The following is a 24,053-nucleotide window of genomic DNA, read 5'->3' as shown; positions in this document are numbered from 1 at the left end:
ACTGTTTACACAAAAAACTGCAAAAGTCGATTAAATAAGGTGACTTTTAAAATAATCCTGCTATAATCCGCGCACGCACTTAATTTCTGTTCATTACCTGAACATTTCTCTTCTAATCATTGTGTATGCGCGTGCGGTCCAAAGAGAGGACGATATCTCGCGCCCCAATCGCTAAAGCGATTCCTTCAGGTTAAGCCGTAATCATGCGTGCGTTATATCACATCGTCGTTACTCGGATCGCCGCTGAATCTTAAATTGTCAGCGATAATTGCTGTACCGCTTTTTGCCGATGTCCATCTGACTTTATTTAATGGAGCACCCATTTTCAGGGTGAAAATCTCTATGAGCAAAACTTTTGCTGATTTTTCTTTACATGAATCTTTACAACAAGCTTTAGAAGGCTTGAACTTTACTACGCCGACTCCTGTTCAAGAACAATCGATCCCAGCGGCACTTGAAGGTAAAGACTTATTGGTATCTAGCCAAACAGGTTCTGGTAAAACTGCTGCATTTTTACTCCCAACTTTAAACGTATTGGCGAGCCAAGACACTTTTGTACCATTTAAAGAGCGTATGAAAGCAATTACTCAGCCTTCAATTTTAGTGCTTTGCCCAACACGTGAATTGGCTCAACAAGTGAGCCAAGACGCGATTGCATTTGTACGTCACATGAAAGGTGTACGTATTGCAGCAATCATGGGTGGTATGCCTTTTGGTAAGCAAATCCAACAATTAAAAGGTGCGCAAGTGGTTGTAGCGACTCCAGGTCGTTTACTTGACTTGGTGAACCGTCGTCAAATCAAACTTGATAAAGTTGATGCCTTAATTGTAGACGAAGCTGACCGTATGCTCGATTTAGGCTTCTCTGAAGACCTAGAAGCGATTAGCGATTTAGCTGCTAACCGTAAGCAAACCTTGATGTTCTCTGCAACTTTTGCCAGCCGTATTATCACACTTGCAGAACGCATGATGAATGAGCCTGTACGTATTGCGATTGAAACAGGTCACTCAACGAACATGGACATCACCCAGACTTTACACTGGACTGATGGTTTCGAGCACAAGAAAAAATTATTGTCACACTGGTTATCTGATGAAGGTGTAGATCAAGCGGTTGTATTCGCATCTACTCAAGAAGATACCGATATGTTGGCTGAAGAATTGGCTGAAGCGGGTCACTCGGTTGTTGCACTACACGGTGCAATGCCACAAACCGTTCGTAACCGTCGTTTACGCAGCATTCGCGAAGGCCGTGCAAAAATCTTGGTTGCAACAGACGTTGCAGCACGTGGTTTAGACGTACCAACTATTTCTCACGTGATTAACTTCGGTTTACCAATGAAAAATGAAGACTATGTACACCGTATTGGTCGTACAGGTCGTGCGGGTCGTACTGGTAACGCGATTACTTTGGCAACTTACCGTGAGCGCGGCAAAATCCGTGCGTTAGAAGATTTCTTAGATGCACGTTTAAGCGTTTCAGAAATTGAAGGCTTAGAGCCATCTCCACCTCCAGCACGTTCTGGTCGTGACGGTGGTCGTGGTCGTCGTGATGGCGGTCGCGGTGGTCGTGGCGGTTTTGGTGGCGGTCGTCGTTTTGAAGGCGAAAGCAACTTCAAACGTCGTGAAGGCGGTGAAGATCGTCCACGTCGCAGCTTTGATGACAAACCACGTGGCGAACGTCCTGCATTTGGTGAAGATCGTCCGCGTCGTGAGTTCAACTCAGACCGTCCACGTCGTGAAGGTGGTTTCGGTGACCGTCCACAACGTTCATTTGAAGATCGTCCACGTCGCGAGTTCAATTCAGATCGTCCACGCCGTGAAGGTGGTTTCGGTGATCGTCCACAGCGTTCATTTGAAGATCGTCCACGTCGTGAATTTAATTCAGACCGTCCGCGTCGCGAAGGTGGCTTCAACGATAAGCCGCGTTTTGATGCGAATGATGACAACCGTGGCAACCGCGTAGACTATAAACCACGTCGTGAAGGTAGTTTCGGTGATCGTCCAAAACGTGATTTTGGTGATCGTCCTGCACGTCGTGAAGGTGGTTTTGGTGACCGTCAACCACGTTCGTTTGATGATCGTCCTAAGCGTTCTTTTGGTGGCGAAGATCGTCCACGTCGCGAGTTCAATTCAGATCGTCCACGCCGTGAAGGTGGTTTTGATCGTCCACGTCGTAAATTTAACGACTAAGACCGCGATAGCAATTTGTATAAAGAAAAACCAGTGCTCAGCACTGGTTTTTTATGTTAAAAATTTTTGCTTTAGATAAATAAAATGTATAATATGTCACGTTTTTAACTCTATTTGCTAATTATGAACATCGGTAGCTTACGATTGCTCATGCAGACGAGAGAGGGAATGATGCCGTATATTGGTTTAGCACTCATTTTATGCAATTTAGTGTATTATATTATTTCTTCTTACTTTTAAATTGTTGCTGTCCTAAAAGTGATTTAAATAACAATAATAAGACTGCTTGAACAATATGCGCACATTTTTTAAAAATTTGCTAGATAACATTTTGTGCTTCAATCCTTTATAGTATGCGTGCTGAAAAAATGCAGGAAAACCCTCAGCTATGAATAATCCAATGCCTCAACATGAGCCGTCATTGATTGAAGTCAATGAACTGAGCTTTAAACGAGGAAAACGTGTCATTTTCGAAAATGTCAGTTTAAAGATTCGCCGTGGTCAAATTACTGCCATTATGGGACCTTCAGGTACAGGTAAGACAACATTATTACGTTTGATTGGCGGTCAGTTGACTCCCGATCATGGTGATATTCTTCTAGATGGAAAAAATCTTGCGCAAATGTCACGCCAGGAGTTGTTTGCTGCGCGCGCACGTATGGGCATGTTATTCCAAAGTGGTGCGCTATTTACCGATATGAGCGTATATGAAAACGTTGCATTTCCATTGCGTGCACATACCCAGTTGCCTGAACATTTAATTGCAGAACTGGTGGCTTTAAAACTCGAAGCAGTCGGTTTGCGTGGTACAGAACAACTCATGCCTGCAGAACTCTCAGGCGGGATGAACCGTCGTGTGGCGCTGGCACGTGCAATTGCGTTAGACCCTGAATTGATCATGTACGATGAACCGTTCGCCGGGCAAGACCCGATTGTAAAAGGCGTGTTGACTCGTTTAATCCGTTCGTTGCGTGAAGCGTTAGATTTAACCACCATCATTGTATCGCATGATGTTGGCGAAACTTTATCCATTGCTGATTACATTTATATTGTTGCGGAAGGCGTGATTCAGGGTGAGGGTACACCTGCAGAATTAAAACAGCATGAATCGGCATTTGTGCGTCAGTTCTTAACAGGCGCTGCCGAAGGGCCAGTCGATTATCAATTTAGCCATCGGGCTTATTTAAGTGATGAGGTGCGTTCATGAATGCTATTGCCGCACTAGGTCAACGCGTCATTGAGCGTGTTCGTGGCATTGGTGTCGCCACCCAAATGTTGTTGCAAATCTTATTTTCCATGCCAACTTGGCTTGGGGTAAAACTGTTTGTTTACCAGATGTACCGTGTAGGCGTTATGTCCCTACTCATTATTGCGGTATCAGGCTTATTTATTGGTTTGGTATTGGGCTTACAAGGCTACTCCATTTTGGTCAATATCGGTTCAGAAGCCATGCTTGGCACCATGGTGTCTTTGACTTTGTTACGTGAGCTCGCCCCTGTGGTTGCAGCATTGTTATTTGCAGGACGTGCAGGTTCTGCATTAACTGCAGAAATTGGTCTAATGAAAGCCACAGAGCAATTGGCCAGTATGGAAATGATTGGGGTAGACCCACTCAAGCGTATTGTATCGCCACGTTTATGGGCGGGAATTATCAGCCTGCCGATGCTGTCCATTATTTTTGCTGCGGTTGGCATTATGGGCGGTAAAATGGTTGGGGTCGATTTTCTAGGTGTCGATGAAGGTTCTTTCTGGAGTGGTATGCAAAGCAACGTCCAGTTTTATAAAGATATTTTCAACGGCACCATTATTAAAAGTTTTGTTTTTGCATTTATTTGTACTTGGATTGCAGTATATCAAGGCTATGCCTGTGTCCCTACATCGGAAGGCATTGCGACATCGACCACACGAACCGTGGTGTATTCTTCATTATGTGTTTTAGGTTTTGATTTTGTGTTGACTGCGGTCATGTTCGGAGGTGTTTAATGAAATCACGTACAAGTGAGCTGGCCGTAGGTGTATTTGTCATTTTGACAGGCATTGCATTATTTTTCTTGGCCATGAAAGTCAGTGGATTGGTGGGTACCAATTTGCGCGACAGTTATAATATGACCGCAACATTTGACAACGTGAATGGTTTAAAACCACGCGCTAAAGTCACCATGAGCGGTGTCACGATTGGGCGTGTTCATGATATTACCTTAGATCCTGTATCACGTTTGGCGACAGTTGAATTTGAACTCGATGGCAAACTGACCAGTTTTAATGCTGAGCAACTGAAAACAGTGCAAAATTATGCACTTGAAGAGTTGCGCTATAGTGCAGAATACGAACAGGCAAGTCCTGAGCAACAAAAAGAAATGGAACAACAACTGTTGAGTAACATGAAATCCATCACAAGTATTGATGAAGATGCTTATATAATGGTAGCAACCAATGGTCTATTGGGTGAGAAATATCTCAAAGTGGTTCCAGGTGGTGGTTTGAATTTTGTGAAGCGTGGTGAAAGTATTGCCAACACGCAAGGCACCATGGATCTAGAAGATTTAATCAGTAAGTTTATTACTGGCGGTGCAGCGAAAACATCCAATGCAGCGTCAGACGCAGATACAGATATAGCGACAGCTGAAACAACAGATGCAGAAGTGTCATTTGTTGAGTAATTGAGGAGATTGTCCGTGAAAACACTTTTAAAGCAAACTCTGGCGGTAAGTGTACTTTCAACCATGTTGGCAGGAACTGCATTTGCTGCACCTACAGAGGCGCCACCAGCTTTTGTGAAAAGAGTTGCCGATAGCTTGATTGCACGTTTAAAAGCAGATCATGCTAAATTGCAGAACAATCCGGCATTGGTCAAAACGATTGTGCGTCAAAACCTTGATCCGTATGTAGATGCACAGGCATTTACCCGTATTGTGATGGGTACTTATGCAACCAACCAATACAGTTCAGCAGCACAGCGCGCGCAGTTTGAGAAAAACTTCCGTGAAACTTTAATTGAGAACTATGGCACAGCGTTTGCGAAATTTAGCAACCAAAGCTATACCATGCGTCCTTATAAGGCGACCAACAGCAAGAACCCAGTGGTGACTATTGACTTTGTTCATAATGGTGAAAAAATTCCTGTGTCATTCCAGTTAGCAGACAAAGGCAGCCAATGGAAAATCCGTAACATTAACGTGTCGGGTATTGATTTAGGTTTGCAATTCCGCAACCAGTTTGCGGCAAACGTGAAGCGTAATGGTGGCAATATTGATAAAGCGATTGCAACCTTTAAACCAGATGCAGAAGCTGCGGTTGAAAAGAAAAAATAGGTTAGGTGTGGTGTGATTGAATTATCAAATCAGGAATTATGCGTTTCTGGAAAAATAGATTTCAGTAATGCAGAGCAATATTACCAAAAAGGCATGCAGTTGATTCGTCAGCAGCAGTTACCTTTGGTAGTGAATTTGGCAAATCTGCAACAGGGGAGCACTTTAGCTTTGGCTGTTTTGGTACAATGGTTGCGTCAGACACCTGAAGCCAAAGGTTTACAGTTTAAAGCGGTTCCTGAAAAAATGATGAAGATCATTCAAGCCTGTCATTTGCAAGATGATTTACAACTGCTCGCCTAAAACTGAAACCACCAAAAAGCACCTTCTTGTAAGGTGCTTTTTTTATTGCGTTAATTTCCTTTCTTTACTAAAGGGAGGTTATGAGTGGTTGCAAACCTCTCTAACCCGCTGCTAAAAGGAGAAGAAAAATTGCAAACCTTTCTAACCCGCTTCTAAAAGGAGAGAAAAGATTGCAAACCTCTCCCTAACCCTCTCCTAAACCTAAAAAGAGAGGGAATAAAAGGCATCAAATCCATTTTTTCCATCTAAAATAAATTAATGGGCCAATAAAGAAGCCAATTAAAATAATACTGACCACTATAAAACTGGTGGTGCCTTTGGCAAAAGGCAACACGTCGGTGTTCATGCCATAAACACTAGCAACCAGCATCGGTGGCGCTAACATACTGGGTAAAATCGAGAATCGACGAATGGTGTCGTTCTGCTCGGTGTTAATAAAGCCCGAAGTTGTGTCGAGTAAGAAACGTACTTTCTGGAATAAGAAGGCATCGTGTTCGACCAGTGAGCGTACATCTTCACTGAGTTCTCTAATGTCGGCATCATAAATATGACTGCCCAACGCGCGCGGACGTGCCAAAAAGGTCAGGACGCGACGTAAATCAATCAAACACAGTTGAGCTTTTCCAAGCATGTCTTCTAATTGTGCCAGTCGGGTAATCATGTCATCGAGGTCTAAAATTTGCTCACGATGACGGTTATTCAGAACTTCTGTGGAATACTTTTCTAAGTCCTTGTGGATATCTTCTAAGATATCCGCAAGTTCGTCTAGTTTGGCTTCAAGCAAGCCTAAAAGTACCCAAGTCGGGTCTTTATAATCAATTTCGTAGTCGTTACGTCGTGCACGCGCCCGAAATGCCCGAAATGCCACTAATTTTTCACCACGTAGGGTAAATAGGCGTTCTTTATGTAAAATAAAGGCAACGGTTTGTACGGTGGCTAAAATACTGGAATTGTCTTCAGTTTCGCCATCGACTTGATAGTTTTTATTTTTCGTTAAAAAATATGTACTTATGTGTAAAATACCATCATCATCACGGTAGAATCGCGCCGAAGATGAAATGTCTTCTAGAGACTTTAAAGTGGGTAAATTTTGTGAGTATGCGTCTAGTACCCATTGCTGTTCTTCTTGTGAAGGGGCAATGAGGTCAATCCAGACCAGATCTGGATGCAAATCAAAACCACCGTTAATGGTGGCATCTTCCAGACTACCGCGCTCTGTGGCATAAAAGGCTTCAAGCATTCGTCTTTTCTCCTTGCGCAGTATGGGGTGTGTGGATGGGTGTATTTTAGACAAGGATATTACTAAATACACTGCTCAGAATGCTATTTTATTTAAAAATCTCCCTGAAGTTTAATTTTATGGCATGACAGCCAGATAACATGGTGAAAAAATGATGTCGTCAATTGCTATTTTCTGTGGTTCTGCTCCAGGAAAAGATTCTGTTTTTGTTGAAAATGCACGAAAAGTGGGGGAAACCCTCGCTGCACAAGGCAAAACTTTAATTTATGGCGGTGGGCGCTCAGGCTTAATGGGGGTGGTGGCAGATAGTACTTTGGCAGCAGGCGGCCGTGCAATTGGCGTTATGCCTGAAAGTTTGGCAGAGTATGAATTGGCGCATCCGCATTTGACTGAATTATACATTGTTGAAAACATGCACGCCCGTAAAATAAAAATGTCAGAATTGGCCGAGGGCTTTATTGCTTTGCCAGGTGGTTCGGGAACGTTAGAAGAAATTTTTGAGCAATGGACGTGGGCACAATTAGGCATTCACTCGAAACCCTGTGCCTTTTTTAATGTTGATGGCTTTTATGATGATTTGCTGAAGTTTTTAAGACAGACCTCTGAAAAAGGATTTACTCAGCCACGTTTTTGTGAGGCATTGATTGTATCGAACTGTATTGACAATATTTTACAGCGATTTGAACAATATCGTGCCCCTGAAATGAAATGGGGAGTGCCTGAGCTAGAGTGGGTGCAGCAGGAATTGGTGAAATAAAATGGCTAAGATCAACAACATTATTACCGTTGCCGCCGCAATAATTTTGAATGTCAAACAGCAGTTATTGGTGGTACGTAAACAGCACACCGCGTGTTTTATGCAAGTCGGTGGCAAGTTAGAACCTAATGAAGCACCTGAAATGACCATGTTGCGAGAAATTGCAGAAGAAATTGGCTGTCAGGCGAAAATTCAACAATTTATTGGTCGCTATGAAACGGCAACGGCCAATGAACCGGATTGCCGATTAGTGAGTTATGTGTATTGGGTGCAGCTTGATCAGGCACCAAAAATTGCTGCTGAAATTGCTGAAATGAAGTGGGTGGATTTGGATGATCGAGATACTTTGTTGGCACCACTGACCCGTGAAGTGGTGATGCCGTGGTTAAGACAATATTTACAACAAAATTAAGAGCAGTTGATCATTCTTCTATATTTTAAGTTCAACTTTTTAATGCGTTGAGCATATTCAACCGAATAGTTTTATATTTTATTCGGCACTGGCGAGACAAACCGCCTTGACTTTTTGACAGCCAAGCTTGAGCAATTGTTGTTTGAGTGCATGAATTGAGCTGCCTGTCGTGACCACATCATCCACAATTAAAACCCGACGAAAACGGATTTTAGGTGCAGTCTGAATTTGAAATTGCTGTTGGATGTCTTCTAATCGTTCTAAGCGACTTAAGCCTTTTTGCGCGTGCTTTTGCAAGCGGGTTACAGGCTGCCAAATCGGAACATTTAAATGCCGCGCCAGTCCTTTTGCCAACAATAAAGATTGATTGTAACCACGTTCAGTCAGGCGGGCAGAGGAAATTGGCATCGGTACAATGGCTTGAATTTTAGGATAAGACAATTGTTTTAGCGCACCTACCAAAAGCAGTTGGTATTGTAACTGCTGTTCATATTTAAATTGTTGAATGATGCGATTAATTGGATAGTGATAGTCAAAGGCGACTTGAATCTGCATTTCTTGTCGTTGTACTGCTTGGCTACGCCACGGTAATTCTTGCCAACAGGTTTGACAGACTGAATGTTGCCATTGCGTGTCGCTATGGCAGAGCTGACACGGTTGCAGTTGGCGCAGCCATTGTATGCCGCGTTGTACTAGGTTGATTGGCTGAGTCATTTTACGACTGCAATCCGTTTAAACATAGGCATAACGTGGTGCCTCAGGCAGCCAGCGTTTTAGCAAAGCTTCAGCATGCGCAGGATAATCTTTTAAAATTTGCTGTGCTACATGGTGTGCCTGTGCCAGTAAATGATCATCCCGTTCCAGTTTGGCCACTCGAAAGCCCATATCTCCTGTTTGTTTGGTTCCCAAGAGTTCCCCAGGGCCACGCAGTTCTAAATCTTTTTCTGCAATCACAAAACCATCGTTGGTTTCGCGCATAATCCGCAAGCGTTCTTGTCCATTTTGCGAAAGTGGATTTTTATACAATAAGGCACAAAAACTGGCTTTGGCACCACGTCCAACCCGTCCACGTAACTGATGTAGCTGTGAAAGCCCTAAACGCTCGGCATTTTCGATCACCATAATTGAAGCATTGGGTACATCGACCCCAACCTCAATGACTGTGGTGGCAATCAGTAACTGAAGTTGATTGTCTTTAAATTGCTGCATGACAGCTTGTTTTTCATCTGCTTTCATTTTGCCGTGTACCAGCCCAATATTCAGTTCAGGAAAGCGTTCTTTAATTTCAGCAAAAGTCGCTTCGGCAGCTTGTGCATCTAAGGTTTCCGATTGTTCCACCAAGGTACAAACCCAATAGGCTTGTTTGCCTTCGGCACAATTGCTAGCAATCCGTTGCAAGACTTCTTCACGCCGATCTAGCGGAATGGTCACCGTTTGAATAGGCGTACGCCCTGGTGGTAGCTCATCAATCACCGAAGTATCCAAATCGCCATAGGCGGACATGGCTAAGGTTCGTGGAATAGGCGTTGCAGTCATCACCAATTGATGCGGTGTGGTGTGATTGGTACCTTTATTGCGCAATGCCAGACGTTGATCGACCCCAAAACGGTGTTGTTCATCAATAATCACCAAACCCAGTTTGGCAAATTGTACATTGTCTTGAAACAGCGCATGTGTACCAACCACCAAATTGGCACTGCCATCCTGAATGGTTAGTTCAGCTGCAGCACGTGCTTTGCCTTTTTGTTTGCCAGACAACCACGCCACAGTTAAGCCCAACGGCTCAAACCATTTTTGAAAGTTCAGATAATGTTGTTCTGCCAAAATTTCAGTCGGTGCCATCAGCGCAACTTGCCAACCTTCTTCTAGGGCATGACACGCCGCGACTGCAGCAACCAAGGTTTTACCTGCACCTACATCACCTTGAACCAAGCGCAGCATGGGTTTATTACGCTGCAAATCCTGCATGATTTCTTGCGAAACGCGTTGCTGTGCGCCTGTCATTTGAAATGGCATGTTACCGAGTAACGCAGGTGCTAGTTTTTGGCTTGGGGAAAATGCAGGTGAGGCAATTTGCTGAATATAAGCCCGTCGGGTCAGTAAACTGACTTGATGCGCCACTAATTCTTCAAAAATCAGGCGTTGCTGCGCAGGGTGAGAACCTTGTGCCAATTGCAGCATATTGGCATTCAAAGGTGGGTGATGAATATAATCTAGCGCCTGTTTGAGTGCATAACCATTGGTCATTTTTTTAGGCAAGAGTTCAGGCAAATCATCACTATGCTGTGCCAAGGCTTGTTTGACGTATTCGCGCAATTTGGCTTGGGTCAACCCATCGGTGCTTGGGTAAATGGCAGTCAGTTGGGTTTTAGGTAGTGGGGTATGTTCAGTGATCAGTTCTAATTCGGGGTGATACATTTCCAGACCACGCGCTCCAACCCGTACTTCGCCAAATACTCTTAAACGATTGCCGAGTTTGGCACGATCTGTAATGCCTTTATAAATATGATAAAAACGTAAGGTTATTTTGCCAAATTCATCTTCTAAATTGATTGCCATTGACTTGCGTTTACCGGGTGGAAAATCCACCCCTTTGACCACGCCTTCGAGTAAATAGCTGCTTCCCACATTTAATTGGTTCATGGGGATGATCGTGCTACGATCTTCATAGTCACGCGGTAGATGAAACAACAAATCATCTGTAGTGAAAATATTTAATTTTTCGAGTAATGCAGCAGAGGCAGAGCCTACCCCTTGCAACTGATGGACTGCAGCCATGTCCCCTCAACTTTAAATGCTATGATTAGGTGCTGAATGCATATTCTATTTATTGGTTATGGTAAAACATCGCAGCGTGTTGCAAAACAACTATTTACGCTTGGTCATCAAATTACCACAATTAGCCGCAGTCCGAAAACAGATCCTGATATGACGCATCTGCTTCAGGATATTCAACAACTCGATTTATCACAGATTCAACCTGTAGATGCCGTTTATGTATTACTTGCACCGTCTCGGAATACCGCTTTAAGTTCTATAGAAGCCTATCAACAGACTTATGTAAATTCTGTGCCGCCAATCGTCGCTGCGTTAAAAGATCATCCTGTAAAACGAATTATTGTGGTGTCATCTACACGGGTGTATGGTGAAAATGCAGGTGAATGTATTGATGATGATACTGTGCCTAAGCCGAATGATGTGCAAGGGCAGTTGTTGTTGCAGATGGAACATTTGTGGCAACAGGCTTATCCTGAACAATGTGTGATTGTGCGTCCTTCGGGTATTTATGGTACTTCGACAGCACGCATGCTCAAACTTGCGGAAACCACACAAAGTTATCCGAATATACATTGGTCAAATCGAATTCATATTGATGATTTAGCGGGCTTTTTGGCACATTTGCTTCACGTGGAACATCCTGAACCATCATACATTTGTAGCAATAACCAAGCTCAGCCTTTGCACGAAATGATTTTAAAGATTCAGCGTGAATTCAATTTACCTGAGTTGGTGTTGGAAAGTGAGCGTGAAACAGGGAAAAGGATTTTTGCCCAGAGGATGGTGGCGAGTGGATTTGAATTATTCAATGTGTAATCATTTATCAAATGGAGCGTAAAACTCTGTCCTTCAGGTCAGAGATATAAGCGACACGACATGAAGTGTCGTTTGATTTAACTAAGGACTATTTTCCTTGAGTTTTGATTGTTAATATAAGTACATGAAAACCCTTAAATTACGTATAAAAGACAAACATTGCAAGGTGTTAGACCAACTAGCATCAGAAGTGAACTTCGTCTGGAATTATGTCAATGATTTAGGGTTTAGGCATTTGAAGCGGAAAGGTGAATTTCTCTCTGCTTTTGATATTGCCAAATATACGAAAGGCACATCCAAAGAATGTAATTTACATAGTCAAACCATTCAGGCTGTAACTGAAGAATTAGTCACCCGAAGAAAGCAATTTAAAAAGGCAAAGCTGAAATGGCGTATCAGCAATAAAAAATCAGCAAGGCGCTCTTTGGGATGGGTTCCCTTTAAAAAGGTGGCTATCAAATATGCCACTGGATATGTCCAGTATGGAAAACACCAATTTAAGCTTTGGGATAGCTACGGTTTAAGCAAATACACGTTAAAAACAGGTTCATTTGTAGAGGATAGCCGTGGGCGTTGGTATGTATGTCTTGTTGTTGAATCGCCTAAGCAAGATAAATCGACAGCAACCAAAGCGATTGGTATTGATCTAGGCTTAAAAGATATTGCCACCTGTTCTGATGGCACTGTAATTTCAAATCCAAAATTCTATCGAAAATATGAGCAGACATTAGGTATTGCTCAGAGAGCCAGGAATAAGAAGCGTGTTCGTGCATTACACGCCAAGATTGCAAATAGTCGAAAAGATCATTTGCATAAAGCAAGCACCAAGCTTGTGAATGAAAATGCATTGATTATTGTAGGTGACTTGAGTGCTAAAAAATTAGTAAAAACCAAAATGGCAAAATCTGTTTTGGATACAGGATTTTCGGCACTAAAAACAATGCTCAAGTATAAATGCGAGAACGCAGGCGTATTGTTTGAAGAAGTCCAAGAAGCCTATACCACCCAAATCTGTTCGTGCTGCGGTGAGATCACCTCAAGTAGTCCCAAAGGTAGTACAGATCTTGGAATAAGAGAATGGGAGTGCATGAGCTGTGGTACAGCTCATGATCGAGATATAAACTCAGCTCTAAACATTCTTGCGCTTGGGCATAAGCGTCTAGCTGTAGGAATCACCCTCTTTTAAGGGGGGGAGGATGTCAAAACCTCAAAACCGAGCACATGATTTTACTGCATCGACCTCACCCTGAAAATGAAATCAAAGGTGGGGCATTGAAAGCTGTAAAGCAGGCACTCAAGCAGGAGGGTTTTTTATGAGTTATTTTAAATACAAAGGTTATCTCGGGACGATTGAACCAGACCTTGAAACAGGTGAGTTGTTTGGAAAATTGGCGTTCATTCGAGATCTTATTACTTATGAGGCTGAAACCTTAAAAACACTTGAGCAAGCTTTTCAGGAATCGGTAGATGGATATTTAGATTCTTGTGCAGAATTAGGGAAGAAACCTGATCAGCCATTCAAGGGAACATTTAATGTTCGTATCAGTCCTGAATTACATCGCAAAGCTGTTTTAGCTTCGGAGGAGAGTTCTTTGAATGCATTTGTGAGTGATGCAATTCAAGAGAAATTAATGCGCTTAGGTGTATGATTTTATCAATGCTATAAACTTTATTCTATATTCAATTTAAAGCATAGCGACCTATTGCTATACAGATCGCTATGTTTTTTTGTGTGAAAATTACTTCTTCTTACGTTTCAAACGTTTCTTCGCCTGTTGTGCAGCAAGTGCTTCTAACGCCTCACTCAATTCTTCATCGCTAAAGGTGGTGATGTGTTGTAGCATCTGCAAAGTCACATCGTCCAACACTAAATTGGCATATTGTGCGACGTTTTTAAAGTTGTCATCAAACACGATCGCATTGTCACTGTTGGTGCTGATATAACCTTGCTGGGTCAAGACTTTAATAAAGCTCTGGAACAAGGCTTTGTCAAAGAATTCAGGTGAGTTGAATTCATACAGCACTGATAAACGCTGACCGACCAAATGGCTCAATTCTTCGACCTGACGTGCCGAAATATTGCCTGAGCCGCGTTGTGTAATCAGCGCCAGCGTCATGTAATAGCGCTCTAAACTTTGCATTACAGGTGCAGCCAAGACCACCAATTGGTTGTGATCTTCACTGTTTGGAGCAGGAGAAATCAAATTGCCTTCTGTATCTTCAGAAATCAATTTGGCCTGAATTAAAGCTTCTACATAAGCACAAATCCGTTCTTTGAGTTCCTGATCTTGCCATTTTAAGAATAGCTCAGCTTTCAGGAACGGATACAAGGTGCGAATGACATTGATGAGATCGCCACGACGAATAGAACCATTGTGTTTCACTAACGCAGCAATTAATGATGGCAAGACAAAGGCATGCAAAATATTGTTGCGGAAGTAGGTGAGTAACACTGCCTGATTGTCTTCAATCGCGATAATATCGCCCAGAACATGTTGCACGCGTTTAATCAGTTTGAGTTTTAAGCCGTAGGCAATAATTTCTTTGCCTGACAATGGCGTGACTTGAGTGCGCTCATCATAAGGCAGGGCAGTGAGCAGATTACGGTAAGTGTCTAACTGCTTCACACAAATTTCTTCATCCAAGGTATGTTTTGGTGTTGCCAGTAAAATCAGTGATAACAAGGATACCGGGTTAATCACTGCAGCACGGTTAATGTTTTCCAAAATCGCATGTGCAGATGTGTTTACTGCATCTGACACTTGTGGCGGAATTGGATCATCATTTTTTTCAATGCTGATATGTTCTGCATCGTGTTGTTTCAGAATATCATCTAAAAATACAGGTTCGCCAAAGTTGACATGCACCTTGCCAAAAATCCGTTCAATCTTGCGCATGGTTTTTAAAATGCCGATGAGCGATTCAGATTCTTTTGGCTTGCCTTGCATTTCACCCACATAGGTTGAGCCTTCCATCAGGCGCTCATAGCCAATATATGTTGGTACAAAAGCAATCGGTTTAGCACGACCACGTAAGTGACTGTGAATGGTCATGGCCAACATGCCCGTTTTAGGGGGTAACAAACGGCCTGTACGTGAACGTCCACCTTCAATAAAGTATTCAAGCGGTGTGTTACGCGACAAAATACTGAATAAATACTCTTTAAAGACGGTGGTGTATAAGCCATTGCCACGGAAAGTACGACGGATAAAAAACGCACCACCACCACGGAGCAATTGACCTACAAATGGCATGTTGAGGTTATCGCCCGCAGCAATGTACGGCACCATCATGCCGCGTTTGTAAATCACATAAGACAGCAACAAATAGTCGATATGACTGCGGTGACATGGGGTGTAGATAATTTCATAGTCTTTGGCCAGTTCGCGCACGGTACTGAAATTATGTACTTCCACGCCATCGTATAATTGTGTCCATAAGCGGGTCAGTGCCATATCGGCAAAGCGTACCGCTGCATGAGAATAGTCCGACACAATTTCATTTAAATAGCCAATCGCACGACGCTCGGCTTCAATCACGCTAATTTTACTGCGCAAACTTTCACGACGAATGGCATCTTGCACATCGGGAGATTTGATTAGACTGAGCATCACATTGCGGCGGTCAGACAAGTCTGGGCCAAGTACGACTTCACGCTGTCCATCTAAGTAATTATTTAGCGTGTTGACAATAAAGGTCGCAGGCGACAGGTTTGGATGCTCAGTTTTGGCATGTTCAATTAAAGCACGTAATGATTGCGGTTCGTGAAATTCCAAATAAGACTGACGACCATGCACCCCAATATTCATTAACTGCTTGACTGTACCAGGCGTTGCCCAAGTATCGGTAAACAGCAGTTTAAACCACGAATCTTCTTTGTCTGGAGAACGTCCCCACAATACGGTCACAGGGACCAGTTCAATATCAATTTCTGGGTGTTGTTCTAATTGTTCAATTAAACGTAACAAGCGTGGCGGAAAAGCATAAGGTGGTGGATTGAGTAGGTTGTTCTCATCGTGATGTTGTAAAAACAGAATCGAGGCTTTTTCCTTATGTGAGCCGATCACTAAAGGGTCAAGCGCAGGCGTGAGTTTTAAGCGACGTGTTTCGCCATCGACCACCAAAGCATTGCTGCGTGAGTGATTTTGCAAGACATAGCAGGTTATCTTGGTGCGAGTAGCGTCTGAGTCTGCATTTTGCGCATCCTTGACAGGGACTTCACCCAAAACATGCGGTGTCACCACAAGGTCAAGCAGCTTACCAGAAAGCTGACGATACATTTGACCAAAACCACGCTTGGACATACTCACTCCTATTTCATCACCTAAGTCCCTAGCCAGTAGGGAATTTATTTTGCGTCATTGTATCTAATAATGGCGCTGCATTTTTAGATAATTTGCATAAATATTGTTAGATTTTATCGTTAAAAATCGTATTTTTAGCAAAATTAATCGGCTAAGTTGTGACACAGTGGTCAGTCTTGGATGGATAAAAGACGCAGAATGTATGGCAAAATAGCAGGCTTGAAAGCGTCAGTTTATTTTGACGATTTATTTTTTCATCGACGTCGATCCTGCATCCCAAATTTCCGCCATACATAGGTTAGTTATGAACGCACTCACACAAGAGCTTGTTGAACTTCTTTGTTTAGAAAAGTTAGAAGAAAATATCTACCGAGGTATCAGTCGTAACTTGGTGGGTAAACGTGTTTTTGGTGGACAGGTTTTGGGACAGGCTTTACGTGCTGCATCCTATACCACTGACCGTCCTGCGCACTCATTGCATGCCTATTTCTTGTTTGGTGGCGATGTCAACGCACCTATTATTTATGAAGTTGACCGTTTGCGTGATGGTAAAAGTTTTTCTAGCCGTCAAGTGCGTGCGATTCAGCATGGACGTACCATTTTTACTGGGATGGTGTCCTTTGCACCGCTAGAAGAAGGTCTGAATTATCAAATTTCAGAGCCTAACTATCCTGCGGCAGAATCCTTAAAAAACGAAGCGGAACTCAAACAGCATATTGTCGAGTTTGTGCCTGAAAACGTGCGTGCCAGTTTTATGCGTGATCGCTTGGTGGAGATTCGTCCGATTAATCCGAGCAATCCGTTTATCCCACAGCCTGAAGCCCCTGCTTACGCACACTACATCCGCACTCATGACAGCATTTCGCCAGAGGTTGATGAAGTGTCTTTGCATCAGGCGATTGCTGCATTCTATTCAGACTTCACGTTAATGACCACAGCGCTGCGCCCGCATGGTTTGAGCTATTTATCGCCAAGTTTACAATGTGCCAGTATTGATCATGCCATGTATTTCCATAAACCGTTCCGTGTGGATGACTGGATGCTGTACGACATGGAAGCCACCATTAGCTCCAGTTCGCGAGGTTTGAACTTTGGTCGAATGTGGCAAAATGGTGAATTGGTGTGTAGCACCAGTCAGGAAGGCTTGATTCGTTTACGTGAAATCGAAACGCAATAAATATAGCCTTTAAAATCTAGAATCATCAGCCGACATTCATGTCGGCTTTTTTACATCCTGAAGCACGATCTGAACCTAATCAAAGTGCGCTAGAAAAAAATACTCGATTCAATTTCAGCCACATGGCATAGTCCATACATCACATTAAAAAATTCAATTGCGTATGAGCCTCAATACACAAATTCTAATTGCCGCAATTTTGGGCGTGGTGTTTGGTTTTGTTCTGAATCTATTTCCAGATAGCACTTTTTTTAGCGCCAGTTTGTATGGCGTTGGTTTGATGAGCAGTATTTTTATTGGTTTATTAAAAATGTTACTCATACCGCTGATTTTCAGCTCAATTGTGGTCGGCGTGTCGAACTTACAGGCTGTAGGGCAATTGAGTCGGGTCTGGAAAATTACGTTGGCATGCTGTGTCACCACCACGACGTTGGCTTTAATTTTAGGTTTGGCATGTGCCCATTTATTTGCAGTCGGTAAAGGCGTAGATATTTTGATGTTTCAAGATGCTATGGCACAACATCAAACCCCAGACACCCTAACCCCGTCATCGTTTTTTACCAATTTTATTCAAAACACCTTAATTAATCCGTTTAAAGCTTTTGCCGAGGGTAATGTTTTGGCGGTGGTGATTTTTGCTTTATTGGTGGGTGTGGCATTGGTCAAAGGCGGGGAGCACTTTAAAACGGTGCGTAAACTCAGTCAGCAATTTTTTGAAATCATGATGTTGATGATTGGCTGGGTAATGAAACTGGCGCCTTTGGGGATTTTTGCCTTATTGGCGAAGTTGGTTGCAACCGAAGATATTTCAGTCCTGAGTCGTTTGGCAGAATTTGCTGCGGTGGTCACAGGCACCACAATTTTTCATGGTGCGGTAGTCTTACCTTTGCTACTGTGGATATTTGGCAAAATGGATCCGATCACTTTTTTTAAAGGTACACGTGCTGCCTTAATTACGGCTTTTGCCACCAGTTCTAGTTCTGTCACTATGCCACTTTCGATGAAATGTGCACAGGAAAATTTAGGTGTGCGTCCGCAAACCGCAGGCTTTGTGATTCCGCTGGGTACGCAACTGAATATGGATGGTACGGCACTGTATGAAGCCGCAGCGGCGTTGTTTGTTGCCAATTTAATGGGGTTGGATTTAAGTTTAGGGCAGCAGTTAATTGTCTGTGCCACAGCCATGATCGCTTCTTTGGGTGCACCTGGTATTCCAAGCGCAGGTATGGTGACGATGATTATGGTATTGCAATCTGTGGGCTTGCCTGCAGAAGCGATTGCGATTTTATTGCCAATCGACCGTTTACTGGATACCGTGCGTACTGTGGTCAATGTACAGGGCGATATGATGATTAGTGTGGTGGTCGATCGGCATACTCGTGATGACCCTGCATTAAATTCTTAAATACTGTGCTTTACGCAATATTTCACTAAAGGAACGTATTTTTAGTAAAAGGTTTATTCCCAGCAAGGGCTATAAACGACTTCCCAAACATGACCATCTAAGTCCTGAAAATAACCTGCATAACCACCGTAAAAGGTGCTCTGTGCAGGTTTTAAAATTTTTGCACCTGCATTTTGTGCTTGCTTTAATACCTGATCGACCTCAAGTGGGCTATGCACATTATGGCCCAAAGTGATTTGTGCTGTGCCTTGTTCGGCAGGGGCGAAGCCAATATCCTGTTGTAAGCTGTGTTTAGACCATAACGCTAGTTTTAGACCCGCTTGCAGTTCAAAAAAGACCACCGCACCTTGTTCAAATTCTTGCCCAATAATGCCTTCAGTCGCAAGTCCTAGACCGTCACGGTAAAAATCGAGTGCACGTTGTAAATCTTCTACCGCAAGGGTAATCACTGAAAGATGTGCCTGCATGTTTGATCTCCTTATCTGCTGTAATTGTTATTACTTTGACAGTAGGGTATTTCTTTATGCGTTGTAAAGTGCAACTTTGGTGGTGTAAGAAATCGCACTGACAGGTGTGAGGAAAAGCACAAACAAAAAGTCCTATTCGAGATTGAACGAATAGGACTTTATTTGATAAAGCAATAGTCAGAGATTTAATGGATTATTTGGTTTCTGCATCAGATGTGGTTGGATCGTTAGTTTCTACAGCTACACACTGATCAACATCAACATCAACATCAACATCAACATCAACATCAACATCAACATCAACATCAACATCAACATCAACATCAACATCAACATCAACATCAACATCAACATCAACATCAACATCAACATCAACATCAACATCAACATCATGGCCAGTTGCTTCTGGAATGTTGTCTAAATCAAATTGATGCGCTTGTTCTAAGGTAAAGTTCAAACGTCCACCCATCACACTTGCCAGCTCTTCCAAGCCTTGCTTGTTGAGTGATGAAAATAATTGAATCGAGAAATCCAGTTTCATCTTTTTCAACTGCTGTTTGACTTCAAGCAATACTTTATTGGCAGGACCGCGGTTGAGTTTGTCCGATTTGGTGAGCAATACATGCACGAATAATTTACGCGAATACGCCCATTCCAGCATCATCACATCAAAATGTTGTAGAGGATGGCGAATATCCATTAGTAACACCAAGCCTTGTAAGCTTTTACGATGAATCAGATAATTTTCGAGTTCTTTTTGCCACACAATTTTCATGGCTTCAGGTACGGCTGCATAACCATAACCAGGTAAATCGACCAAACGCTGTTCAGGGTTGCCCAAACTAAAGAAGTTGATCATTTGGGTGCGACCTGGTTTTTTAGAAGCCCGCGCCAATTGTTTTTGATTGGTTAAGGCATTAATTGCACTGGATTTACCTGCATTAGAACGTCCTGCAAAGGCAACTTCGTAGCCAGTATCTTCCACGCAGAGGTTGAGTTTAGGCGCACTCATCAAAAACTCGGCTTTACGCAGCCAGTTTAAGGCGCGAACAGAGTATTCAGTAATGGCAGGGTCTACTTTTTTCTCGTAGCTAATTTTCTGCCGTGGCTGTGCTGCCGCCTTACTGTTTTTCGATTTTCCTCTGCTGTGGTGCATAACTTAACTTCAATTCATGGTCTACAAACAGGCATTATAAAGCAAGTCATACAGGCAAGCGACCTTTGCGAATTGAAAGCTCTAAAAAAGCGAGTAGGTTTGCTTAATATCAGTGATTACCTTTTAGAGGTGAATCAGCGGAATAGGGGATTGGGTGCTGAGTTGTATATTTTGAGTGGGTTGTAGTACTTCGCCTAGGCTGTATTGGTCTAGGCTTTGGTAAAACTGTTCCATTGCCCGATTCAATATGCCTTTGAGTCCACACTGTGAGCGGAGTACGCACGGTGGGGTGTTACATTCTACAATCTGATTTTCCCCTTGTAGAACTCTGACCACATAACCTAAACGTAACGGGATTGCATCGGGATGCAGGCGAATTCCACCGCCTTTGCCACGTGTGGTAATGAGCCATCCTTGCTTACCCATAAAGTGCACAATTTTAACCAGATGGTTCTGGGAAACATGCAAATCCTGTGCAATTTCCGCAATGGTATAGGGTACATCTCGTGGACGCGAGATATACATTAAAATACGCAGCGCATAGTCGGTGAATTTATTTAATTGCATGATCGCACAGATATTTTTTTAAAAAATGAAGAAATTAAGGCTAGTCTAGCATAACTAGATTAGCCTTACCTATCTGCTTTTTAACGCTTTGGATTAGTGGCGAACACCACCTGTACCAAACGCTTCGCTATGGATTTGTTCATCTTTGATGCCACGCGCAAGTAAAGCTTTGCGCTGTTCTGCCATGAATGGCATAGGACCACATAAGTAGTAATCTGCATCGGCTGGTAATAATGCTGCATCTACAGTGCTGAGGTCTAAACGGCCTGCAACATCGTAATCTTGACCCAGTACATCACCTTCGTTCGGGAACTCATACGCAGTCAACGTATGAATACGTGGACATTTCGCAGTTAAGTCTTGTAGATGCTGTTTCATGGCATGTACTTGTTTGCTACGACATGCGTGAATGAACGTCACAGGTTGTGGTACATCTAAAGTCACCAATTGGTTCAACATCGCAATCATTGGGGTTAAGCCAACGCCTCCACTAATGAAGACATTACGTTTGTTACTGTCGATGAGGAAGAAGTTACCTGTTGGTGCAGACACTTCAACTTCAGAACCTTCTGGTAAGCCATGAAGTGTGTTCGATACCCAACCTGCCACTTTATCTGCACCATTGCCTGGCTCACGTTTTACAGAAATACGTAAGTAATCTTGTTGTGGGCTAGTCGATAGTGTGTATTGACGTGGTTGCTTCAAGCCAAGTTCTTCTACAAATACGCGTACTGAAATATATTGACCTGCTTCATATTTTGGTAAATCGCCACCATCTACTGGCTCGAAGTAAATAGAGGTGATTTCGTCACTTTCTACCACTTTCTTGGCAATTTTAAAGTTGCGCCAGCCTAACCAGCTACCTTTAGTTTGTTGATGCTGTTCGTAGATTGCACGTTCCGCATTAATAAATACCTCAGCCAATTGACCGTAGGCTGCTGCCCAAGCATCAATCAGTGGATCTTCCATCGAAATATTCAACACTTCACTAATAGAATGCAGCAGGTTTTCGCCCACAATATTATAGTCAGGTGCTTGAATGTTTAAGCTCACGTGTTTGTGGGCAATCAGCTCAATGACAGGTGCAAGTACAGATGGATCTTCAATATTTTCAGCATAAGCCAATACAGCACCTGCAAGCGCTTGAGCCTGCGCACCACTACGTTGGTGACCCATGTTAAAGGTTTCTTTTAGATCAGGATTATTCCCCAACATGCGATTATAGAAATAACCTGTGAGTGCGACACCATTTTCACGCAGTACAGGAACAGTTGCTTTTACAAGGTCAATTTGCTGTGGAGTCATGTTCGATCTCTCATGGCTGTTATTTATAAGATGTATTTAAAATATATCTTATAAATAAGGATTGCAACCAATTTTTGGAAAAACCTTAAAAAAATTATGTATTATAAGAATATCCCATAATTTTTAAAGTTTTTATGGAGTTTGTAGATGTGACAGCGAGAGGTTTTTAAGTGTTCATTCAGGTTTTGGGTGGTGCATCCATGAATGAAATTTATACAAACCTCATCGTTTATAACATGCTATTTCTTACCAAATAATGACCCTAACAAACCTCGTACAATTTTCTGCCCAGTAGAACCGCCTAAGCTACGTGCTGCACTTTTGGCAAAGGTTCCCACAATATCCTGAGTCAGTTTTTCACGCTGTTTGGCAGCGCGTTCTACTTCTTTTTGCTGTTCACGGGCTAGACGCTCTTGCTCGCGCGCTTGTTGTTTGGCGAGTGCTTCGGCTTCTTTAGTCTCTTGCTTGGCGCGAGCTTCAGCTTCCTTGGCTTCAATTTTTGCTTGTTCTGCTGCTGCCGCTTGTTGCTGACGTTGCTCAACTTTTTGTTGCAGCATTTCATAAGCACTTTCACGATCTAGCTGCTGCTCATACACGCCTGCAATGACACTTTGGCTGATACAGGCTTGTCGTTCTTCTGTGCTGATTGGGCTAAACGATGAGTAGGGCGGCATTACCCAAGCACGTTCTACAATTTGCGGTGTGCCTTGTTCATCTAAGCAGCTAATTAAGGCTTCACCTACCGCAAGTTCGGTAATGGCTTGTTCAACTTTAAAATCTGGGTTAGCGCGGAATGTATCTGCGGCAGTTTTTACTGCTTTTTGGTCTTTGGGTGTAAAAGCACGTAAGGCATGCTGAACGCGGTTACCCAATTGTCCCAATACGCTTTCAGGCAAGTCCAGCGGGTTTTGGGTCACAAAATAAATCCCCACGCCTTTAGAGCGAATCAGGCGTACCACTTGCTCAATTTTTTCTTGCAGGGCTTTGCTGGCATTGTCAAATAACAAGTGTGCTTCATCAAAAAAGAACACCAGCTTTGGCTTGTCCATATCGCCCACTTCAGGCAATTGTTCAAACAGTTCCGATAACATCCATAATAAAAAGGTGGCGTACAGTTTTGGTGTGTTCATGAGTTTGTCTGCAGCCAAGACATTAATATTGCCGCGTCCCTGACTATCGGTCTGAATAAAATCCAAAATATCCAAACTCGGCTCACCAAAGAATTTGTCACCGCCCTGATCGGCTAAAGCCAGTAAATTACGCTGAATTGCACCTAAACTGGCTGGAGAAAGATTGCCATACTCGGCTTTAAATTCACTGGCATGTTCACTGACATAGGTCAGCATGGCTTTTAAATCTTTAAAATCGATCAGCAATAAACCCTGATCATCGGCAATACGGAATACCGCAGACAACACACCCTCTTGGGTGTCATTCAAGTTCAGCATTTGCGCCAATAATAATGGGCCAATTTCAGAAATGGTGGTGCGAATCGGGTGGCCTTGTTCGGCAAATAAGTCCCAAAACACTACAGGTGATGCAGCAAATGGAATACTTTCAATGCCTAAGCTCTTAATACGTGCTTCAAACTTAGGACTGCTGCTACCTGCTTTGGCAAGACTAGATACATCACCTTTAGCATCGGCCAAAAATACAGGTACACCAATGCGGGAAAAGTTTTCTGCTAAGACTTTTAAGGTGACAGTTTTACCTGTACCTGTTGCCCCTGCAATTAACCCATGGCGGTTGGCAAATTGAGAATGTAAAACCACATCTTGTTGAACATCGGCAGTTTTTTTAGCAATGACGATGGCTGTACTCATATTTTTATCCTGATTTATATAGCTATTGTTAAAATGATGATC

General features: G+C 42.9%; 22 protein-coding genes. 13 read left to right on the top strand and 9 right to left on the bottom strand.

Annotation, left to right across the window (positions count from 1 at the left end):
* Nucleotides 1-342: 342 nt before the first annotated feature.
* The 6 genes from LZP46_RS13300 (at nucleotide 343) to LZP46_RS13275 (ending at nucleotide 5,804) form a co-directional block, all read left to right on the top strand.
* On the top strand, nucleotides 343-2,193 hold the full coding sequence (locus LZP46_RS13300) for a DEAD/DEAH box helicase (RefSeq protein ID WP_019836884.1): 1,851 nt from the start codon (nucleotides 343-345) through the stop codon (nucleotides 2,191-2,193).
* Nucleotides 2,194-2,581: 388 nt separating this feature from the next.
* On the top strand, nucleotides 2,582-3,400 hold the full coding sequence (locus tag LZP46_RS13295; RefSeq protein WP_236094073.1) for an ABC transporter ATP-binding protein: 819 nt from the start codon (nucleotides 2,582-2,584) through the stop codon (nucleotides 3,398-3,400).
* The gene (gene mlaE, locus LZP46_RS13290; protein ID WP_236094072.1) at nucleotides 3,397-4,176 is read left to right on the top strand and encodes a lipid asymmetry maintenance ABC transporter permease subunit MlaE; all 780 of its coding nucleotides are present in this window, start codon (nucleotides 3,397-3,399) and stop codon (nucleotides 4,174-4,176) included. The genes LZP46_RS13295 and mlaE overlap by 4 nt, the downstream gene beginning before the upstream one ends.
* The gene (mlaD, locus tag LZP46_RS13285) at nucleotides 4,176-4,853 is read left to right on the top strand and encodes an outer membrane lipid asymmetry maintenance protein MlaD (protein WP_236094071.1); all 678 of its coding nucleotides are present in this window, start codon (nucleotides 4,176-4,178) and stop codon (nucleotides 4,851-4,853) included. Before mlaE ends, mlaD begins: the two co-directional genes overlap by 1 nt.
* Nucleotides 4,854-4,868: 15 nt before the next feature.
* Nucleotides 4,869-5,504 (top strand): MlaC/ttg2D family ABC transporter substrate-binding protein, encoded by a 636-nt coding sequence (locus LZP46_RS13280; protein WP_236094070.1) that lies wholly within the window; start codon nucleotides 4,869-4,871, stop codon nucleotides 5,502-5,504.
* Nucleotides 5,505-5,516: 12 nt separating this feature from the next.
* Entirely contained in the window at nucleotides 5,517-5,804 is a 288-nt protein-coding gene (locus LZP46_RS13275; RefSeq protein WP_236094069.1) for an STAS domain-containing protein, read from the top strand.
* A 226-nt stretch (nucleotides 5,805-6,030) separates the two neighbouring features.
* On the opposite strand, the gene LZP46_RS13270 is transcribed toward LZP46_RS13275, so the two are convergent.
* Complete coding sequence (locus LZP46_RS13270; RefSeq protein ID WP_004974662.1) at nucleotides 6,031-7,044, bottom strand: magnesium and cobalt transport protein CorA; 1,014 nt, start codon at nucleotides 7,042-7,044, stop codon at nucleotides 6,031-6,033.
* 154 nt (nucleotides 7,045-7,198) lie between these two features.
* Between LZP46_RS13270 and LZP46_RS13265 the strand changes: the two genes are divergently transcribed.
* Both LZP46_RS13265 and LZP46_RS13260 read left to right on the top strand, forming a co-directional pair.
* On the top strand, nucleotides 7,199-7,801 hold the full coding sequence (locus LZP46_RS13265; RefSeq protein WP_236095221.1) for a TIGR00730 family Rossman fold protein: 603 nt from the start codon (nucleotides 7,199-7,201) through the stop codon (nucleotides 7,799-7,801).
* Nucleotide 7,802: 1 nt separating this feature from the next.
* The gene (locus tag LZP46_RS13260) at nucleotides 7,803-8,213 is read left to right on the top strand and encodes an NUDIX hydrolase (protein ID WP_236094068.1); all 411 of its coding nucleotides are present in this window, start codon (nucleotides 7,803-7,805) and stop codon (nucleotides 8,211-8,213) included.
* A 78-nt stretch (nucleotides 8,214-8,291) separates the two neighbouring features.
* Here LZP46_RS13260 and LZP46_RS13255 read toward each other — a convergent pair whose 3' ends face one another.
* A complete protein-coding gene (locus tag LZP46_RS13255; protein ID WP_236094067.1) occupies nucleotides 8,292-8,927 on the bottom strand; it encodes a ComF family protein in 636 nt (211 codons plus the stop codon).
* An 18-nt stretch (nucleotides 8,928-8,945) separates the two neighbouring features.
* Nucleotides 8,946-10,991: an ATP-dependent DNA helicase RecG gene (gene recG / locus LZP46_RS13250; RefSeq protein WP_236094066.1), complete on the bottom strand. Its 2,046-nt coding sequence runs from the start codon at nucleotides 10,989-10,991 to the stop codon at nucleotides 8,946-8,948.
* A 36-nt stretch (nucleotides 10,992-11,027) separates the two neighbouring features.
* On the opposite strand from recG, the gene LZP46_RS13245 reads away from it, so the two are divergent.
* The 3 genes from LZP46_RS13245 to LZP46_RS13235 all read left to right on the top strand — a co-directional run bounded on the left by LZP46_RS13245 (nucleotide 11,028) and on the right by LZP46_RS13235 (nucleotide 13,456).
* Nucleotides 11,028-11,807 (top strand): NAD-dependent epimerase/dehydratase family protein, encoded by a 780-nt coding sequence (locus tag LZP46_RS13245; protein ID WP_236094065.1) that lies wholly within the window; start codon nucleotides 11,028-11,030, stop codon nucleotides 11,805-11,807.
* Nucleotides 11,808-11,931: 124 nt separating this feature from the next.
* Nucleotides 11,932-12,993, top strand: a complete 1,062-nt coding sequence (locus LZP46_RS13240; RefSeq protein ID WP_178318812.1) for an RNA-guided endonuclease InsQ/TnpB family protein — start codon at nucleotides 11,932-11,934, stop codon at nucleotides 12,991-12,993.
* Between the two features lie 127 nt (nucleotides 12,994-13,120).
* On the top strand, nucleotides 13,121-13,456 hold the full coding sequence (locus LZP46_RS13235; RefSeq protein ID WP_004974672.1) for a type II toxin-antitoxin system HicB family antitoxin: 336 nt from the start codon (nucleotides 13,121-13,123) through the stop codon (nucleotides 13,454-13,456).
* Nucleotides 13,457-13,546: 90 nt separating this feature from the next.
* On the opposite strand, the gene plsB is transcribed toward LZP46_RS13235, so the two are convergent.
* The gene (plsB, locus tag LZP46_RS13230) at nucleotides 13,547-16,111 is read right to left on the bottom strand and encodes a glycerol-3-phosphate 1-O-acyltransferase PlsB (RefSeq protein ID WP_236094064.1); all 2,565 of its coding nucleotides are present in this window, start codon (nucleotides 16,109-16,111) and stop codon (nucleotides 13,547-13,549) included.
* 304 nt (nucleotides 16,112-16,415) lie between these two features.
* Here plsB and LZP46_RS13225 point away from each other — a divergent pair, with 304 nt between their 5' ends.
* A complete protein-coding gene (locus tag LZP46_RS13225; RefSeq protein WP_236094063.1) occupies nucleotides 16,416-17,288 on the top strand; it encodes an acyl-CoA thioesterase in 873 nt (290 codons plus the stop codon).
* 163 nt (nucleotides 17,289-17,451) lie between these two features.
* Nucleotides 17,452-18,693, top strand: a complete 1,242-nt coding sequence (locus tag LZP46_RS13220; RefSeq protein ID WP_236094062.1) for a dicarboxylate/amino acid:cation symporter — start codon at nucleotides 17,452-17,454, stop codon at nucleotides 18,691-18,693.
* A gap of 53 nt (nucleotides 18,694-18,746) precedes the next feature.
* Here the strand turns inward: LZP46_RS13220 and LZP46_RS13215 are convergent, their stop codons facing one another.
* From LZP46_RS13215 to LZP46_RS13195, 5 genes are all read right to left on the bottom strand, one after another.
* Nucleotides 18,747-19,160, bottom strand: a complete 414-nt coding sequence (locus tag LZP46_RS13215) for a VOC family protein (protein ID WP_236094061.1) — start codon at nucleotides 19,158-19,160, stop codon at nucleotides 18,747-18,749.
* Between the two features lie 193 nt (nucleotides 19,161-19,353).
* A complete protein-coding gene (yihA, locus tag LZP46_RS13210) occupies nucleotides 19,354-20,316 on the bottom strand; it encodes a ribosome biogenesis GTP-binding protein YihA/YsxC (RefSeq protein WP_236094060.1) in 963 nt (320 codons plus the stop codon).
* Nucleotides 20,317-20,439: 123 nt separating this feature from the next.
* On the bottom strand, nucleotides 20,440-20,883 hold the full coding sequence (locus LZP46_RS13205) for an RrF2 family transcriptional regulator (RefSeq protein ID WP_168459975.1): 444 nt from the start codon (nucleotides 20,881-20,883) through the stop codon (nucleotides 20,440-20,442).
* Nucleotides 20,884-20,976: 93 nt separating this feature from the next.
* Nucleotides 20,977-22,188: an NO-inducible flavohemoprotein gene (hmpA, locus tag LZP46_RS13200; protein ID WP_236094059.1), complete on the bottom strand. Its 1,212-nt coding sequence runs from the start codon at nucleotides 22,186-22,188 to the stop codon at nucleotides 20,977-20,979.
* A gap of 239 nt (nucleotides 22,189-22,427) precedes the next feature.
* Nucleotides 22,428-24,011, bottom strand: coding sequence for a helicase HerA-like domain-containing protein (locus tag LZP46_RS13195; protein WP_236094058.1), 1,584 nt, complete (start codon nucleotides 24,009-24,011; stop codon nucleotides 22,428-22,430).
* Between the last annotated feature and the right edge of the window lie 42 nt (nucleotides 24,012-24,053).

The organism is Acinetobacter sp. SCLZS86, assembly GCF_021560715.1.
GTDB lineage: Bacteria > Pseudomonadota > Gammaproteobacteria > Pseudomonadales > Moraxellaceae > Acinetobacter > Acinetobacter towneri_A.
The sequence above is the reverse complement of the archived record's forward strand: the minus strand, read 5'-3'. Positions and strand labels throughout refer to the sequence as shown.

Bases quoted from the DNA above. Each gene is read 5' to 3' on its own strand.
- LZP46_RS13300 (WP_019836884.1), top strand. From the start codon at position 343: ATGAGCAAAACTTTTGCTGATTTTTCTTTACATGAATCTTTACAACAA.
- LZP46_RS13295 (WP_236094073.1), top strand. From the start codon at position 2,582: ATGAATAATCCAATGCCTCAACATGAGCCGTCATTGATTGAAGTCAAT.
- mlaE (WP_236094072.1), top strand. From the start codon at position 3,397: ATGAATGCTATTGCCGCACTAGGTCAACGCGTCATTGAGCGTGTTCGT.
- mlaD (WP_236094071.1), top strand. From the start codon at position 4,176: ATGAAATCACGTACAAGTGAGCTGGCCGTAGGTGTATTTGTCATTTTG.
- LZP46_RS13270 (WP_004974662.1), bottom strand. From the start codon at position 7,044: ATGCTTGAAGCCTTTTATGCCACAGAGCGCGGTAGTCTGGAAGATGCC.
- LZP46_RS13265 (WP_236095221.1), top strand. From the start codon at position 7,199: ATGTCGTCAATTGCTATTTTCTGTGGTTCTGCTCCAGGAAAAGATTCT.
- LZP46_RS13260 (WP_236094068.1), top strand. From the start codon at position 7,803: ATGGCTAAGATCAACAACATTATTACCGTTGCCGCCGCAATAATTTTG.
- LZP46_RS13255 (WP_236094067.1), bottom strand. From the start codon at position 8,927: ATGACTCAGCCAATCAACCTAGTACAACGCGGCATACAATGGCTGCGC.
- recG (WP_236094066.1), bottom strand. From the start codon at position 10,991: ATGGCTGCAGTCCATCAGTTGCAAGGGGTAGGCTCTGCCTCTGCTGCA.
- LZP46_RS13245 (WP_236094065.1), top strand. From the start codon at position 11,028: ATGCATATTCTATTTATTGGTTATGGTAAAACATCGCAGCGTGTTGCA.
- LZP46_RS13240 (WP_178318812.1), top strand. From the start codon at position 11,932: ATGAAAACCCTTAAATTACGTATAAAAGACAAACATTGCAAGGTGTTA.
- LZP46_RS13235 (WP_004974672.1), top strand. From the start codon at position 13,121: ATGAGTTATTTTAAATACAAAGGTTATCTCGGGACGATTGAACCAGAC.
- plsB (WP_236094064.1), bottom strand. From the start codon at position 16,111: ATGTCCAAGCGTGGTTTTGGTCAAATGTATCGTCAGCTTTCTGGTAAG.
- LZP46_RS13225 (WP_236094063.1), top strand. From the start codon at position 16,416: ATGAACGCACTCACACAAGAGCTTGTTGAACTTCTTTGTTTAGAAAAG.
- LZP46_RS13220 (WP_236094062.1), top strand. From the start codon at position 17,452: ATGAGCCTCAATACACAAATTCTAATTGCCGCAATTTTGGGCGTGGTG.
- LZP46_RS13215 (WP_236094061.1), bottom strand. From the start codon at position 19,160: ATGCAGGCACATCTTTCAGTGATTACCCTTGCGGTAGAAGATTTACAA.
- yihA (WP_236094060.1), bottom strand. From the start codon at position 20,316: ATGCACCACAGCAGAGGAAAATCGAAAAACAGTAAGGCGGCAGCACAG.
- LZP46_RS13205 (WP_168459975.1), bottom strand. From the start codon at position 20,883: ATGCAATTAAATAAATTCACCGACTATGCGCTGCGTATTTTAATGTAT.
- hmpA (WP_236094059.1), bottom strand. From the start codon at position 22,188: ATGACTCCACAGCAAATTGACCTTGTAAAAGCAACTGTTCCTGTACTG.
- LZP46_RS13195 (WP_236094058.1), bottom strand. From the start codon at position 24,011: ATGAGTACAGCCATCGTCATTGCTAAAAAAACTGCCGATGTTCAACAA.